Source organism: Mesonia algae, from assembly GCF_003253545.1.
In the GTDB taxonomy this organism is placed as follows: domain Bacteria; phylum Bacteroidota; class Bacteroidia; order Flavobacteriales; family Flavobacteriaceae; genus Mesonia; species Mesonia algae.
Genome location: NZ_QKYV01000002.1, coordinates 101,600 through 118,306 on the forward strand (window position 1 = coordinate 101,600; position 16,707 = coordinate 118,306).

Here is a 16,707-nt window from a genome sequence, read left to right on the forward strand (position 1 = left end):
ATTATAACATTTCAACAAGTTTTCTTTAAGTGTATTAAATTAATATATCTACTTACCTGTAGGTTAAACTTTAACTTAATTTAAACAGAGTAAAACCCCTTTATTACGCTTTTGCTGAATAAATTTGAAGATTAATAAGATATTCGAGTGAATAAACCCAAAAAAGATAATAAGAATACATCTGTGCTAAAGAAAGTCTTGCGAATTACCGCTAAGTCTTTCCTCACTTTACTTACTATAATTATTCTATTATTACTATTTGTAAGAAGCCCATGGGGGCAGGATATTATTGTAAATAAGGTAACACAATACATATCCAACAAAACAGAGACAAAAGTAAACATAGATAAGCTTTTTATTACTTTCTCTGGTGATATTTCTATTGAAGAACTTTACTTAGAAGATAAAAAAGGCGACACTTTATTATATACCAAATCGCTAGAAGCAGATATTCCTTTATGGAGTATTTATAAAAATAACGAGATTAATATTGATGATGTAGAAATAGAAGAGTTAACCGCAAATATTGTTCAAAAAGATAGCCTGAATGGATTTAACTATCAGTTTATAATTGATGCCTTTGCTACAGATACTACTCAAGCTACAACTCCAAAAACTAATAATCCTGGGAAACCTTATACCTTTTCGTTAGGTACTGTAGCTTTACAAAAGATAAAATTGAATTATCAAGATGAAGTTGCAGGTACGTTTTTAGATTTAAAATTAAACAACCTAGAAACCGAAGGAAAAAAATTAGATTTAGATAAAAGTATTTATGAATTAAAATACATTAATCTTAGTAATACGACTGTTAATTACAAGCAAACCAAACCTTTGGTAAGCGAATCTCAAGATACTATTCCTTTGCCTATACTTGCGGTAGGAGAAATAGAAATAAAAAACGTAAATGCTGTTTACGATTCTCAACCAGATGAGTTGAAAGCAAATGTGACAATTCAAGATTTTTTTGCCGAAGTTCCCCTTATTAACCTTCAAAACCAACAAGTTGAAGTTAATAACTTAAAATTACACAATTCTCTTGTAGAATTAAATACAGGCAAACCACAAGAAAATATAGAGAATGAGACTGTTGCAGAATCTACTTTCTGGCCAAAATGGGACGTAAAAATTAATGCGGTAGATATTAAAGATAATACGATTGCTTTCCGTCAAGCGGAAGAAAAAGTTACTTCCGGAGAGTTTAATCCCCTAGCTTTTGAACTGAGTAACTTTACTTTATTAGCCAATAAATTAGCACTTTCTAAAGAAGAAACCGCCGTTGTAAATTTAGATCAGCTTACCTTTAAAGAAATAGGAGGTTTTGAATTACAAGAATTTTCTACGCAAATCTCTTTAAGTCCGCAAGCTTTGCAAGTCAATAATTTGAATGCAGTAACCCCAAAAAGTAATTTAAACGGAAGTTTAACTACAAGTTTTGCATCCTTAGAAAGTTTTATAGAAAATCCAAATAAAGGAAGTTTTCAGGTTTCAGTTCCTAATTTTAATGTAAATGCTCAAGAAGCATATTATTTTGTCCCAGAATTACGAAAAAATACAGAATTTAAAAAGGTAGCTTCTAAAAAATTCTATGGAAAAATTAATGCTAACGGTACTTTAGCTAACCTTCAGTTAAAGAATACACAAGTTAATTGGGGCGGTAAAACTTCGGTAGTTGCAAACGGAAATTTAAAAAATGTTTTAGATACAAATAACCTCACTTTCGATATTCAGCAATTTGAAATCAATTCCGTTAAGGAAGATATTTTAGTATTCACTTCAGAGAAAGAGTTGGGAATTAGTCTTCCAAAAACATTAAACATTAACGGAAATCTAAAAGGACGTCTAGATCGACTTTCCGCGAAAGCGCAAATGACTATTCCTGAAGGAAAAATTAAAATAAGCGGATCGTTTAGAAACGACAACCAGATTGCTTTTGATACACAGGTAGAAACTATCGATCTAGATTTAGGAAAAATCTTACAAATGCCAGAATTGGGAGAGGTTTCATTGGTGTTAGAAACTTCAGGAAGCGGTAAAGATATCAATTCTTTAGACGCTACTTTAGACTCTCGTTTTACTCAACTTACTTATAATGAGTACGATTTATCTGCGGTAAAACTTTCTGGGGAAATTGTGAACGGTACGGGGAATGTAAATTTGGGTTTTAAAGATAAAAGTGTAAATCTAAAATTAGATTCTCAAGTAGTTTTAGACTCTGTTGCACCAGAATTGGATTTTAAAGCCGAACTAGAAGGAATAGATTTGTATGCTTTGGGATTCACTAAAAAAGATATTAAAGCAAAAGTTTATGTAGATGGTCATTTTAAAGGAAATGCTGAGGATTTTACTACACAAGTAAATATTACTGAGGGTGTGGCAGTATATGAAGATAAGCCTTATTATTTGGGGGATATTGCTATCAATTCTCAAGTGACAAAAGACAGCACCGCTTTAAATATTGATGGTACTTTCTTAAAAACCCAATTAAATTCTAATGCAAGTCCGGCGCAGATTATAACCGCCTTGCAGCATCACGCCAATCATTATTTTAAAGACCACATTGAAAAGGATAGTATTTCTCATTTTGTAAATCTCAAAATGGAAACTACCATTACTGAATCGCCTATTATTACCGATGTTTTCCTTGACGGAATTCAACAAATGGATACCGTTTATTTTAAGGTAGATTTTAATGAAAAAGAAGAAGATTTAAAAGCTAGAGTTTCTTTACCAAGTTTGGTTTATCAAGAAAATAGACTAGATAGTTTACACATTAATATAAACTCTAACAGTAAAGAAGCGAAATTTAATATAGGATTCGGCAATTTAGAAGCAGGACCTCTTGCCATTAATAAAACCTATTTTGATGGGAGCTTAACCCAAGATACACTTTACTTAGATTTTAATTCTTTTGCAAATGACGAGAAGCTTTTTCGTATTCAATCAGAAATTACGGGAAATGATGAGGAGCTCAATTTTAGGATCAACCCATCAGATTTAATATTGAATAGAAACCCTTGGGAAATTCCAAATTCTAATCAAATTTCCTTTTCAAAAGAAGCAATTACGTTTAATGACTTTGTACTTTCTAGAAATAGTCAAGAAATTAAGTTAAGTGATGATTTAGGAGAAGCAAAAAATCATATTGGCGTAGCGTTAAAAAACTTTAAGCTTTCTACGTTTATGAGTTATTTTAATCCCGATGAATATTTGGCTTCGGGTATCGTAAATGGAGATTTTAAAATTATCAACCCGTTGGCAGACTGGGGAATGGTTGCCGATATGAATATTACAGATTTTAAAGCTATAGAAGTTCCGTTAGGAGAATTGCAACTTAAAGCTAAATCTATTAATAATAAAAAGTACGATTTTAAATTAGACCTTAACGGACAAAATGTTGACTTAAATATAAATGGAGATTATTTAGCAGAAGAAACAGGTCCGCAACTCAATTTAAATGTAGATTTAAATAAGTTGGCGTTGTCTATTATAGAAGGTTTTTCAAATGAAGAGCTACAGGAGTCTGAAGGAAGTATAGCCGCTAATTTTGAATTAGATGGACCTATAACTGATTTAAATTATAAAGGCGAAATTAATTTTAATGAAGCCGCATTTTTGGTAAGTAAACTCAATTCTAAATTTAGATTAAGTGACGATAAAGTTAAAGTAGATAATCAAGGAGTTTATTTTAATCAGTTTTCTATTGCTGACTCACAAAACAATAAATTTAAGGTAAGTGGAGAAGTCCTTACTAAAGAAATTACAGATCCAACCTTTAACTTAAGCATAAAAGCAAACGATTTTGAAGCTCTTAATTCTACCAAAGAAGATAACGAGTTATATTATGGAAAAGTAGTTTTTGATGTAGATGCAACCGTAGGAGGAAAATTAAGTTTTCCTAAAATTGAAGCAAAACTTATTGTAAATGAAAATACTAATGCTACGTATGTTTTACCAGAAACGCAAGTAGATGTAGTAGAGAGAGATGGAGTAGTGGTGTTTGTAAATAAAGAAAACCCCGATGCTATTTTAACCCGAAATGATGAAAAAGAAACCTCTGCTGTAATTACAGGTATAGAACTCAATACAGAGCTAATCATTGAGCCTGAAGCTACTTTTAATATTGTTTTAAATGAGAGAACAGGAGATAATTTACAAGTAGTAGGCGAAGGAAATTTATTTTTTGATATTGATAGAAATGGAAGAACATCGTTAACTGGAAGATATGAAATTAGTGACGGTCATTATGAAATGAGCCTTTATAATTTGGTAAAAAGAAAGTTTGATATTGCACCAGAAAGTTCGGTGACTTGGCAAGGAGATCCTATGAATGCAGATTTGGATGTAAAAGCTATTTATGATGTGAAAACCTCTGCTTCGGCTCTTATGGCAAGTCAAACCTCGGGAGAATCAGCTTCTTCTCAAAATAGATTTAAACAGCGACTTCCGTTTTTCGTTTATTTAAATATCAAAGGAGAATTAAATCAGCCAGTTTTAGATTTTAGTTTAGATATGCCTGAAGATGAGCGAGGAGCCATTGGTGGTGCCGTTTACGGAAGAATCTCTCAACTTAACCAACAAGAAGATGAACTTAACAAGCAAGTTTTTTCTTTACTGGTTTTAAATAGATTTTTTCCTCAATCGGGAACCGATGGAAGTGAGGGAGGAGCAGCTGTTGTAGCACGTGATAACCTCAACCAAGCGCTTTCAGATCAACTAAATGTGTTTTCAGATAAACTTACTGGCGATACAGGAATCGAACTTAATTTTGGACTTAATAGCTATACCGATTATCAAGGATCTTCTCCAGAAAGTAGAACCGATTTAAATATAAGTGCCAGCAAAAAATTATTAAACGACCGGTTAGTGGTCACCGCAGGGAGTGAAGTTGGCGTTCAAGGAGAAGCGAGACCAGGAGAAAATAACCCTGTTATAGGGAATGTGAGTATAGAATATTTATTAACCGAAGATGGAATATGGCGCTTACGCGGATTTAGAAAAAGTGAATATGAAAACATTATTGACGGTCAGGTATTTGTAAGTGGAATTGCTCTAATTTTCACGAGAGAATTCAATAAGTTTAGCGAATTATTTGAGAAAGAAATTCAGCAAATAGAAGAAGAGAAATCTCAAAATGAAGAAGGTGAAAATCCTTCTCCCGAAAAGGAAGAGAATAACTCCACTTCCGCGGAAGCGATAAAAGAAGAAGAAAACTAATGAGAGAGATCATGAAAATAAATTATTCTTTTGTTTTGATAACGTTTGTGACTGCAATAGTTCTTAGCTCTTGCGCGGTGAAAAAATTTATTCCAGAAGGAGAATACTTGTATCGTGGTGGGACAATAAAATTAGAAGATACTATAGGGATAAAAAACAAAACCGATTTACAATTAGAATTAGATAACTTACTTTATCCGCAAGCGAATTCTAAGTTTTTAGGTCTTTATCCTGGATTACATTATTACTACAAAGGACAGCAAGAAAAACCTGGTTTTATAAATAAGTTTTTAAATAAAAAGTTTGGTGAAGAGCCAGTATATTTATCAGATGTTGACGTTCCAAGCACAGAAGAAATTATAGAAAATCGATTAGAAAATAATGGATTTTTTAGTAGCAGAATTACTTCCGCCGTAGAGCGAGATAGCAGCGCAAAAACAGGAAAAACAATTTATGAAGTAACGCTTTCTCAGCCTTATAAGATGGAAACTTTTACGGTAGAAAAGGACTCTGTAGATACTTTATCCTTAAAACTTTTGGAAGATATAGAATCATCTATGAAAGAAACGCTTATAGAAGATGATATGCGTTTTAATTTGACGAGTTTTAAAGCCGAAAGAGAACGAATTGATGATTATTTAAAGCAAAAAGGTTACTATAACTTCAATTCTAATTTTATCATTTTTGAAGCAGATACCAATCAATACGATAATAGAAAATACGATTTGTTTCTTCGCCTTAAAGGAGGTGTTCCAGAGAAATCTAAGGTTACCTATATCGTAGATAAAGTAAGGGTTTATCCTAATGAGACATTAGCTTCTGAAAAAGAATTACAGGACACTGTAGTGTTTGACAGTTTGCATTATATACAAAAGGATAATTTTTTTAAGCCACATCGTATGGATCCGTATGTGTTATTGCAACCTGGCGAGAAGTATGATCCGTTGTTATCAAAATATACAAGTAGACGATTGTCTTCTATAGGGATTTATAAATATGTAAATATTCGATATAAAGAAAAAGATACCATTACCGATGAAAACGGATTTAGACATTTAGATGCTGAAATTCACCTTTCACCATTTAATAAGAGAACTTTAAGGGCAGAATTGCAAGGAGTTACTAAATCTAATAATTTTGCAGGTCCAGGTTTAGGACTCACTTACGTGAACCGAAATTTATTTAGAGGAGGAGAAATTTTAAGAATTACTGGAAGTTTTGCTTACGAACAACAATTTTCTAGTAGTGGTGACCAATCGGGGCTACGTAGCTTGCAATTAGGCTTAGGGTCTTCGTTGACATTTCCTAGACTTTTATTTCCTATAGATTTAAATAATAGGTTTAAATATTCCATTCCGCAAACTCAAATTAAAGCTGGGATAGATTACTTAGACCGAAGTCAATTATACTCATTAAATTCATTTTCAACCTCCTTTGGTTATATTTGGAAGGCAAATAGGTTCGTTACTCACCAACTAAACCCTATTAATATAAACTATGTGAAATTGGGCAATACAACCGATGAATTTGATGAAATACTAAATGAGAACCCTTTTCTAAGACGTAGCTTTGAGCAACAATTTATCGCAGGCTTAACCTATAGTTTTACGTATAACGAATTAGTAGATGCTTCAAAAAAAGGTAGTTTTTATTTCAATTTTAATTTTGACATTGCAGGTAATACTATCGATTTGTTTGCAAAAGAAAACAGTGAAGGTGATAAAACTTTTTTAGGACTTAAATATGCTCAATACGCTAAAGCGGATATAGATTTACGTTACCATTATAAAATAGGAACTAATGGAGATGTACTTATAGGACGACTTTTTGGCGGACTTGGTTTGCCTTATGGAAACTCCAAATCTTTACCCTTTGTAAAGCAATACTTTTCTGGAGGACCATATAGTGTAAGAGCTTTTAATATACGTTCATTAGGACCAGGAACTTATCAGCCAGAAGAAGAGGGCGTAGATTCTTATTACGATCAGGCGGGAGATATACGTTTAGAAGCAAATATAGAATACAGATTTCCTTTATTTACGTATTTGAACGGAGCTGTTTTTGCCGATGCAGGAAATGTGTGGTTAACCGAAGAAAATGAAGCTTTACCAGGAGGAAAATTCTCGAGTAGTTTTTCAGACGAATTGGGAATAGGAACAGGAGTAGGTCTTAGAGTTGATATTCAGGGGTTTGTAATTCGTTTTGATTTGGCATCACCATTAAAAAGACCAGCAAAGAAATGGGAGTTTGAATATGATAAACCAGTGTTTAATTTTGCCATAGGTTACCCTTTTTAATAATTTATAAAAAAAGACTTCTAAAATGAAAGCTAATTTAAAATCTCATTGGGAAAATGTTTATAAAACTAAAACGCCTCAAGAAGTAAGCTGGACACAAAAAACACCAACAGCTTCTTTAGAATTGATCCAATCTTTTTCTTTAAGCAAAAAAGCTAAGATTATTGATGTAGGAGGTGGGGATAGTAATTTAGTAGATCACCTGTTGGAAAATGGTTATGAGAATATTACAGTTTTAGATATTTCTGCGAAAGCAATAGAAAGCGCTAAAATAAGATTAGGAACTAAAGCGGAAAAAGTAAATTGGATAGTGTGTGATATATTAGATTTTAAGCCTAATACTACTTTTGATATTTGGCATGACAGAGCAGCTTTTCATTTTTTAACTACTAACGAGCAAACTAGTAAATATATAGATTTGGTATCTAGGTATGTAGAAAACTATTTAGTTTTAGGTACATTTTCTAAAAATGGTCCGCAAAAATGTAGCGGATTAGAAATTAAACAATACTCTGAAGAAACGCTCACCAATAAGTTTAAAAGCAATTTTAATAAAATAGCTTGCTTTACGGAAGATCACATGACTCCATTTAAAACCACTCAAAATTTCTTATTTTGTAGTTTTAAGAAAGTTTAGTTTCAGTCCCAGTTAAACTTTTTTCTTTTCTTTATAAAAACCTTTCTTACCATGTCGTGGTAGCATTCGTTTGTGGTAAAATAAATGATTTTTGACCATTGTGTCGAAATCTTTTTTTTTAGAATTTTAAATTATATTATTATAACTTTAGTTGGTTAGAGTATACTTCAACTGGTTTTCATGATCTTAACTATTTCCAACTCTACTACTACCAATTTTCAAATCATCTACAAGGAGTTTTTCTTGCTGGGCTATTTCTTCTTTTGCTTTAAAAATATATTCTTTTCCATTTTTTGGAGTCGTTGCCAAACGTTTTAGGCTACGAACATCAAGATTAATAAATTTTGTAGCTTGATCATGAGTTGCATCTCTGTCAAATCCCATAAAATGGAGTACATCACTAGCCATTTTTACCGATGTGTCTAATGATTCTCGGTAAATATGTTCGACACCTATATTATGTAAATCATAAGCATCATAACGGTTTCTTGCTCGAACTAATAATTTTACATGTGGATATTTATCTTTCACTTTCTTTACAATACCAAGAGCTACATCGGGATTATCAATAGCACAGATTAAATAATCGGCTTCAGCAATTCCTGCAGATTCTAATAAATCCATTCTGGAAGCATCTCCGTAAAATACTTCAAACCCCATTTTCCTTAAAAAATCTACTCTATTTGAGTCTATATCCAGTACAGTTGTAGATATACCGTGCGCCCGTAGAAACCTTCCTATAGTACTTCCAAAATGACCAAAACCAACTAAGATGGTTTTGTTGTTTACTTGAATGTCGTCCATGGGTTTATTTTCAGATTCCTTCGTACCAATCTTGGGTAAACATAGGTGTTCATTTATTATCCAAAGAATAGGAGTAAGTGTCATGGTAAGAGCTGTGACAACCAACAGGATATCTAATTGTTCCTTTTCAAAAATATTTAGTTGAAAGGCAAAGGAAAGCAAAACAAAAGCAAATTCTCCAATTTGAGCTAACCCTACCATAAGCAATAAACGCTGGTCGATCTTCATTTTAAAAATGATTCCTATAATAAAAAGGACAATGGCTTTAATTAAAATTACTGAAATTACGAGTCCCGAAATTAAAAGTGGGTTCTCTTCTATGACTGCAAAATTAATCGAAGCTCCAACTGCCATAAAAAATAAGCCTAGAAGTAAATCTTTAAAAGGATCTAATGTGCTTTCTAATTCGTGTTTAAATTCGCTCGTTGCTAAAACTACACCTCCCAAAAAAGCTCCTAATGCTGGACTTAAACCTACTAACTCCATTAAAAAAGAGATGCCAGCCACGATTAATAATGCTGATGCGACTAACAGCTCACGAACTTTAGATTTAGCAACAATCCGTAACATGGGTACTACTAAAAATCTACCCGCTACAATAATGAGTATGATTGATGAAACGATACTTAAAGCTTGCCAGCCTAAAGGTAAGTTTTCAAGAAAACTTGTGTGAGAGTTATGTCCGTTTGTTTCAACTGTAGCGCCATCTGAAAGATTGGATAAAAGAGGCAAAACGGCCAACATCACAATAACAATAATATCTTGAAACAATAGAATTGAAAAGGAAGATGTCCCGTAGGTGGTTTGCATTAACCCTTTTTCTTTATTGGTTTGTAAGGTAATTGCTGTAGATGATAGAGCCACAGCCATGGCAACTGTTAATGAAAGTTTCCATTCAATATCAAAACCGTATAAGATAGCAAAGGTGAGTGCTATGGTTCCAAACACCTGTATGCTCCCCATGCCTAAAACGATTTTTCGCATTTGCCAAAAACTCTTAGGTTTTATTTCTAACCCAATAATAAAAAGCATCATTACGACTCCAAATTCAGCAAATTCTAAAATATCTTCACCTTCTTGACCTACGAAGCCTAAAATAAACGGACCGAGTAACATTCCTGCCATTAAATAACCAATAACAGAACTTAAGCCAAAACGTTTAGCAATAGGTACGCATAGTATTGCTCCCGCTAGAAATACAATAGATTGAAAAAGGATGCTACCAGTCATAATGAGTAATTGAGTTTTTAATTCTTTTAGTTAACTTCTTAATACTTCTTTTTATGAGGTTGTACACTCAGCACGTTTTAAGAGCATATATTCTCCATTGCTTTTAAAATCACGAACAGACTGTCCTACATGACGTTTAAAAGTTTTAGATAAATGACTAACATCAGTAAATCCTAACTCGTCAGCGATTTCAGTAAGAGTATAATCAGAATTTAGAAGGCGTATTTCTACTAACCTTAATTTAGCTTTTATAATATATTCCCGTAAAGATATCCCAACCTGTTTTCTAAAAAACTCACTTACATAAGTAGGTGACATAGAAAACTCATCTGCTAAGTGTTCTACTTTTAAAAGATCTGTTTTATGAATGTTCTCACTTATATAGGTTAACATTTTAGTGGCTCTATCATTGCTGTTTTTCTTAGCAACTTCATAATGACTACTTTTTTTTATATTCCGAATTAAAATTTCCAGAATACTAGTCATTAAGCTAGAAACTAGTGATATAGATTCCTCTCCATAATTTCGTGATTCCTGCAATATCATAGCTATTAACCTTTTTAAATGCTGTCTATCAATATCATTATTAATCACATCCCCAGGAAGTTGATTATAATTAGAAAGAATATAAGCAGCTTCATTAAACCACTCAGATCTATTTACAGCAAGTCGATTTGAATTTTTAAAAAAGGCATCAGTAAATTTTAAAAACACAAATTTGGAAGTTGATTCAATATTAAAAGAATGACACCTTAGTGGTGGAAGTAAAAATATATTTCCTTCCTCATAAGGATGAAAATTATAATTGATACATTGTGTACCATTGCCTTCCTTAATTAGAACTAGTTCGAAAAAATTATTTTTTACAGGACGCTGCTTCCATTCAGATAATTTTAATTCTTGTATTTCAAAAGGTTTTTGAGCTTCTAATATTTGCATTTCAGTCCATTTTAAGTCCAAAACTATATAAAAAAAAGTTAAGGTTATTTATTTTTAGATGAATAACCTCTATTTGTACATAAATACCCATTTTTTGTACAAGATTACTACTTTAATATATACTTACTTTTGTAATGAAAATTAAAACAACTTATTAAAAACACATACAAATGAATTTAAAAGAAACATTAAACTGGAGATACACAACCAAGGAATATGATGCAAGCAAGAAAATATCTGATACAGATATGGCTGAAATCAAAAACTTATTGAGAATGAGTCCTTCTAGTGTAAACTTACAACCTTGGCATTTTATCGTTGCTGAAACTGCAGCAGGTAAAGCACGTATGGCTAAAGGAACTCAGGGCTTTTTCAGTTTTAATGAACCTAAAGTTACCAATGCTTCAGCAGTAGTATTGTTTTGTGTAAAAACAGATGCTGATGATGCTTATTATCAACATATTGCCGATACCGAAGATAAAAGCGGAAGATTTCCAAATGATGATGTTAAAAACCGGTTTTTAGGTGCTGTAAAAGCATTTACGGGTATTCATAAATACGATTTAAAAGATTTACAACATTGGATGGAAAAGCAAGTGTACCTTAATATTGGTAGCTTTTTATTAGGAGTGGCTAGTTTAGGTTTAGATGCTACACCAATGGAGGGTATTGATGTAAAAGCTTTAGATGAAGAATTTGGGTTAAGAGAAAAAGGGTACACTTCATTAGTTGCTGTTTCTTTAGGATATAGAACGAAATCAGATTTTAATTCTACCGAAAAGACTCCTAAATCTAGATTAGCAGAAAGCGAAATTTTTACTGTGATTTAATTGCTATCTATCATTAAACTTCAAAGTATGAAAAGATATGTTTAATTTACATTAATAATAATAATAACAACGACCGGCATTTATAAGTGTGCAAACATTACTAGCATATTTTACAAAATCTGTAAATGAAGTAGTAACTCAAAATAATGTAGAATGAGGATGGTTAAATCCGTTTCAAGGGGATAGGAATCCTGCTGTATGAAAATTTTTGGGAGACAGGACCAAAAATGATATAGCAGGATTTTTAGTGAAATTTAAAAAAGGATTTTCTTCGCTACCATACAGTCAGAACAATGGCTATCGTAATGTAGGTATAAAAGTAATGTTGAAACTACTTTTTTATGGAGAAGACTCAAGGAAAATTTATTGCGTGCAACATTTTTATGTGCCACTTGGTGTTGGGGTACATTTAGAAGCTTGGGGAATTCCTTCAGAAAAAATTACAGAAATGGATTGGTGGCAAGAAACGCAATTTGAAACTTTAAAATATAGTAAACGTTACTATGATTGTCCATTATTTACAAGAACCAACCTAAATAAAAATTATTTGGTTGAATTTGAACACTTTTAAAAAGCTATTTTGCTTCATCAGAATTGGTATAAGAAGGATTGCCAAATATTATTCAGTTGATAAAATAATCTATTATTTAAAGTTTTAATATTCTCAGCATTTCATTAAAATCTTCAAAAATAAAACCTTTATAAGTCCTCTGGAGTTTCGCATAGTTTAAATTAAAGTTCTCATAGTTATAAAATTTCGTTAGATGTTTTTATATATCTAGATTTATAGATATATTTGATCTATGGATTTAAAACTTGCAACTGAAATAGGGAAATGTTTATCTAACCAAACTAGATTTCAAATTATGGAATGGTTAAAAGAGCCAGAAAAGAATTTTCCTCCTCACGAATCATTAAGACATTTTGATGAAGGGGTTTGTGTAACCTATATTCAAGAGAAAGCAGGTTTATCTCAATCTACCATTTCAACTTATTTGACCAATATGGAGAAATGCGGACTTTTAATTTCTACTAGACATGGTAAATGGTCTTATTTTAGAAGAAATGAAGAAACAATAAAGCAATTTGTAAAATACATAACCTAAAAAAAATTTAAAAAAACATATCGACATATAGCAATATAACAAACTATGAAATTATTAATTGATATTTTAGGATGGTCAGGCTCAAGCTTAATTATTTTCGCCTATGCGTTAACGCTTATAGAAAATAAAAAATACTTAACTTTTAGCAAATATTTGAATTTGCTGGGCGGAATATTCATTGCGATAAATTGTTATTATTATAATGCAATACCTCCCTTTGTTACCAATTTACTATGGAGCATTATTGCCACGTTAACGATATATAAAACAAGAAAAAAGAAAATACACTGTAGTAAAAATAAATGTTTAACATAATATATAAAGCATGAAAATTTTAATTATTGGAGGAAACGGAACTATTGGTAAAAAAGTAGTTTCAAATTTTAAAAATGAAGATGAAGTAATTATTGCTGGACGTACAAGCGGTGATGTTACAGTAGATATTTCTAGTAGCGATTCTATAAAAGAAATGTTTGAAAAAACAGGTAAACTTGATGCTATAATCTGTATCGCAGGAGAAGCAAAATGGGCAAAGTTTAATGACCTTACCGAAGAGGATTATTATATAGGCTTAAAGAGTAAACTTATGGGGCAAGTTAATTTAGTGAGAATAGGACAAAATTATTTAAACCCAAAAGGTTCTATTACGCTTACCACTGGAGTACTAGCCACTAATCCTGTTGTGCAAACTACAAGTGCTGCTATGGTAAATGGAGGAATTCACAGTTTTGTAAAAGCAGTTGTGCTAGAAATGGAAAACGGTATTAGAGTAAATGTAGTATCTTCAGATATGGTAGAGGATGCATATGAAAAATATAAAGACGTTTTTCCTGGCCATAATCCTGTACCTATGAATAAAGTTGTTAATGCTTACATAAAAAGTGTAAAAGGAAGAGTAAATGGAGAAGTCATTCAAGTAAGTGCATAATATTGAATAGCATACCCAATATATTATTTAATAGTAGTGAAGGTGCCACTGATATAGAATTTCTAAGTTTATCTGAAATTTTCTTTAGGGTAGCTAAAAACCCTACTCATAATCCAAAAAAACTTCATAGAATCAATTTCTTCGCGTTGTTAATCGTGACTTCTGGTAGTGGAACGCATCAGGTAGATTTAGAACGTTATGCTATTCAAAAAGGTTCAGTGTTAAAAATCGCCAAAGGTCAGGTTCACGCGTTTCAAGAAGATTTAGGCTATGATGGCTATTTGGTGATTTTCACAGAAGAATTTGTATTGAAATATTTTTCAACATCTACAATCAACTTTATCTCTCAACTTTATAATTATCATATTTCCAATCCGTTGGTCGAAAATAGTACGTTTAATGATTTTTTTCTCAAACAGGTTTCAGAAGAACTTCAAAATATAGATTCTTACGCAAAAAAAGAGATAATTGCTAAAATGCTGGAGTTGTATTTACTGAAGTTAGAACGACTTGCGCATAGTTCTAATTCAGATAAACTGAATAAAGATTATTTCGCACATTTTATAAATTTCAAGAATTTAGTAGAAAACGATTTTTCTAAAACTCGAAATGCTAAAGATTATGCAGACCGCCTTTCTATTACCCCTAAACATCTTAATACTATTGTAAAAACCGTTACATTAAACACTACAAAAGCCTTCATTGATCAATATGTTATTCTGGAATCAAAACGGGCCATTCTTAGTGGTAGTAATTCCTTAAAAGAAGTTTCATATCAAATGGGCTTTGACGAAATAACTAATTTTTCAAAATTTTTCAAAAAGCATACAGGCTTATCCCCCAAAGAATATAAATCAGTATTATAAGCTGTAGGTTCCATATTTACCATTTTTAGAAATAGATTTACCTTGTTTAAAACTGTTCATCAAAAGAACTTTACACAAAAAATAATAGTATGAGTAAAGTAGCAATTTGCCCAACATGTGGCAGTAAATCTAAGATAAAAGAAAAAGACGGAGTAGTAACTTATAAAGCCATTCAAGATGAAGAAGCTTTTAAAAAAGTAGGGCAAATGAAGAAAGCTATGGAGAAATTTAAAACCAAAGCAGAAGAACTTCAGAAGGAATTGGACATATTAAAATCAGATAAATAATGAAAATAGCGGTAACTTCAGCAAGCGGACAGTTAGGATCTACTATTGTAAAAAATTTAATTAAAGAAATAGGAAAAGAGAATGTTGTAGCCATTGCAAGAACTCCACAAAAAGCAAAACATCTAGGAGTAAAGGTAAGAAAAGGAGATTATAATAATAGAGAGCAATTTAATGAAGCTTTAAAAGGAATTGATAAAGTATTATTAGTTTCGGGAATGGATGAACCAAAAAAGAGGATTCAACAACATAGAAATGTAATTGATGCGGCGAAACATAATGGTGTTCAAAAAATCGTGTATACAAGTATAATAGGTGATGAAGAGAAAACGGCATTCCGTTCTATTGTAAAAAGCAACAGGCAAACGGAAAAAGACATACAAGCTTCTGGTTTAGATTGGGTAATTGGTAGAAATGGTATTTATATAGAACCTGATTTAGAATATTTGGAAACCTATATTAAAGAAGGTGAAATTAGAAATTGTGCTGCAGATGGTAAATGCGCTTATACAAGTCGGGAAGAATTGGGCCATGCTTATACCCAAATGTTATTAAAAGATCATCTTAATAACAATAGATTTAACTTAGCTGGAGAATCAATTACACAATCTGATTTGGCAGAACTTATAAATAAAGTATTTCAAACAAATTTAAAATATAACCCTGTTTCTGTAGAAGCTTACGCAGCAGAAAGAAAAGTAGAATTGGGGGATTTTATGGGAACCATAATCGCTGGTATTTATGAAGGAATTAAGATTGGAGTAAACGATGTGAGTTCAGATTTTGAAAAAGTAGCTCAAAGACCGCATCAATCTTCAATAGAAATGATAGAAAGCTATCGTAATCAGCACAATAAAATTTAGTTGAAAAATTATAAAGTATTGAATATAAAACAGCTTCAGGATTAATTCTGAAGCTGTTAAAGGTTTACTTACGTTAAAGCGATCTTTATCCCTATGACGATAAAAACTATGCCGCTTAACTTATTTAACCAAAACCCTGCTCTGGGATTATTTTCAAATTTTTGAGAGAAAGCACTCGCAAATATCGTTAAAAGTAAATACCATAAAACCCCAATTAAAGCATAAGTAATCCCTAATGCAATGAATGGCATTGGATTTTCAATTTGAGTAGGATTAATAAATTGCGGAAAAAAAGCTAAAAAGAATAATGCAACTTTTGGATTTAATGTGTTTGTTAAAAAACCAGACCAAAAATCATTTTTCTTATCTTTATGGACTTTATTTTTTGTTTCATTAGGTAAAAAATCTTCTCTATTTCTAAATTTCACAAAGCCTAAATAAATCAAATAAATAGCCCCTGCAAATTTGATTATAGTAAAGCCATATTCAGATTTAGAAAGAAGAACAGATAAGCCCAAAGCTGCAAATAAAGTATGTGTTAAAACCCCTGCATTAATACCAAAAGTGGCATAAATACCCGATTTTCTTCCTTGACCAATAGACTTGTTTAAAACAAACGCAGTATCTATTCCTGGAGTCATTGTGAAGAACACAGCAGTTATAAAAAAACCAAAAAAATTTTCAATTCCCATAGCACCTATGTTTT

Annotated in this window: 13 protein-coding genes; 10 read left to right on the plus strand and 3 right to left on the minus strand. The window is 31.7% G+C overall.

The genetic code is table 11. The annotated features are described in order from the left end of the window. Positions 1-147 precede the first annotated feature (147 nt). From LX95_RS03665 to LX95_RS03675, 3 genes are read left to right on the plus strand one after another with little or no spacing between them, the layout of a single operon-like run. On the plus strand, positions 148-5,217 hold the full coding sequence (locus LX95_RS03665; protein ID WP_146240733.1) for a translocation/assembly module TamB domain-containing protein: 5,070 nt from the start codon (positions 148-150) through the stop codon (positions 5,215-5,217). Between the two features lie 11 nt (positions 5,218-5,228). After that, positions 5,229-7,514 (plus strand): translocation and assembly module lipoprotein TamL, encoded by a 2,286-nt coding sequence (tamL, locus tag LX95_RS03670; RefSeq protein WP_111540387.1) that lies wholly within the window; start codon positions 5,229-5,231, stop codon positions 7,512-7,514. Positions 7,515-7,539: 25 nt separating this feature from the next. Beyond that, positions 7,540-8,151, plus strand: coding sequence for a class I SAM-dependent methyltransferase (locus LX95_RS03675; protein WP_111540089.1), 612 nt, complete (start codon positions 7,540-7,542; stop codon positions 8,149-8,151). 186 nt (positions 8,152-8,337) lie between these two features. Here LX95_RS03675 and LX95_RS03680 read toward each other — a convergent pair whose 3' ends face one another. Beyond that, complete coding sequence (locus LX95_RS03680) at positions 8,338-10,185, minus strand: cation:proton antiporter domain-containing protein (RefSeq protein WP_111540090.1); 1,848 nt, start codon at positions 10,183-10,185, stop codon at positions 8,338-8,340. 51 nt (positions 10,186-10,236) lie between these two features. Next, positions 10,237-11,124 carry an AraC family transcriptional regulator gene (locus tag LX95_RS03685; protein WP_111540091.1) on the minus strand — a complete coding sequence of 296 codons (888 nt, stop codon included), beginning with the start codon at positions 11,122-11,124 and terminating at the stop codon, positions 10,237-10,239. 170 nt (positions 11,125-11,294) lie between these two features. On the opposite strand from LX95_RS03685, the gene nfsB reads away from it, so the two are divergent. The 7 genes from nfsB to LX95_RS03725 all read left to right on the plus strand — a co-directional run bounded on the left by nfsB (position 11,295) and on the right by LX95_RS03725 (position 16,001). Further along, on the plus strand, positions 11,295-11,954 hold the full coding sequence (gene nfsB, locus LX95_RS03690) for an oxygen-insensitive NAD(P)H nitroreductase (RefSeq protein ID WP_111540092.1): 660 nt from the start codon (positions 11,295-11,297) through the stop codon (positions 11,952-11,954). 208 nt (positions 11,955-12,162) lie between these two features. After that, complete coding sequence (locus tag LX95_RS03695) at positions 12,163-12,525, plus strand: MBL fold metallo-hydrolase (RefSeq protein ID WP_111540093.1); 363 nt, start codon at positions 12,163-12,165, stop codon at positions 12,523-12,525. A 232-nt stretch (positions 12,526-12,757) separates the two neighbouring features. Then, positions 12,758-13,060 (plus strand): ArsR/SmtB family transcription factor, encoded by a 303-nt coding sequence (locus tag LX95_RS03700; RefSeq protein WP_111540094.1) that lies wholly within the window; start codon positions 12,758-12,760, stop codon positions 13,058-13,060. Between the two features lie 325 nt (positions 13,061-13,385). Continuing rightward, a complete protein-coding gene (locus LX95_RS03710; RefSeq protein WP_111540096.1) occupies positions 13,386-13,988 on the plus strand; it encodes a short chain dehydrogenase in 603 nt (200 codons plus the stop codon). 2 nt (positions 13,989-13,990) lie between these two features. Further along, positions 13,991-14,854 (plus strand): helix-turn-helix domain-containing protein, encoded by an 864-nt coding sequence (locus LX95_RS03715; RefSeq protein WP_111540097.1) that lies wholly within the window; start codon positions 13,991-13,993, stop codon positions 14,852-14,854. 89 nt (positions 14,855-14,943) lie between these two features. Next, positions 14,944-15,141, plus strand: coding sequence for a hypothetical protein (locus tag LX95_RS03720; RefSeq protein WP_111540098.1), 198 nt, complete (start codon positions 14,944-14,946; stop codon positions 15,139-15,141). Further along, complete coding sequence (locus LX95_RS03725; protein WP_111540099.1) at positions 15,141-16,001, plus strand: SDR family oxidoreductase; 861 nt, start codon at positions 15,141-15,143, stop codon at positions 15,999-16,001. Before LX95_RS03720 ends, LX95_RS03725 begins: the two co-directional genes overlap by 1 nt. Positions 16,002-16,069: 68 nt before the next feature. Here LX95_RS03725 and LX95_RS03730 read toward each other — a convergent pair whose 3' ends face one another. Beyond that, positions 16,070-16,693, minus strand: a complete 624-nt coding sequence (locus LX95_RS03730; protein WP_111540100.1) for a LysE family translocator — start codon at positions 16,691-16,693, stop codon at positions 16,070-16,072. Between the last annotated feature and the right edge of the window lie 14 nt (positions 16,694-16,707).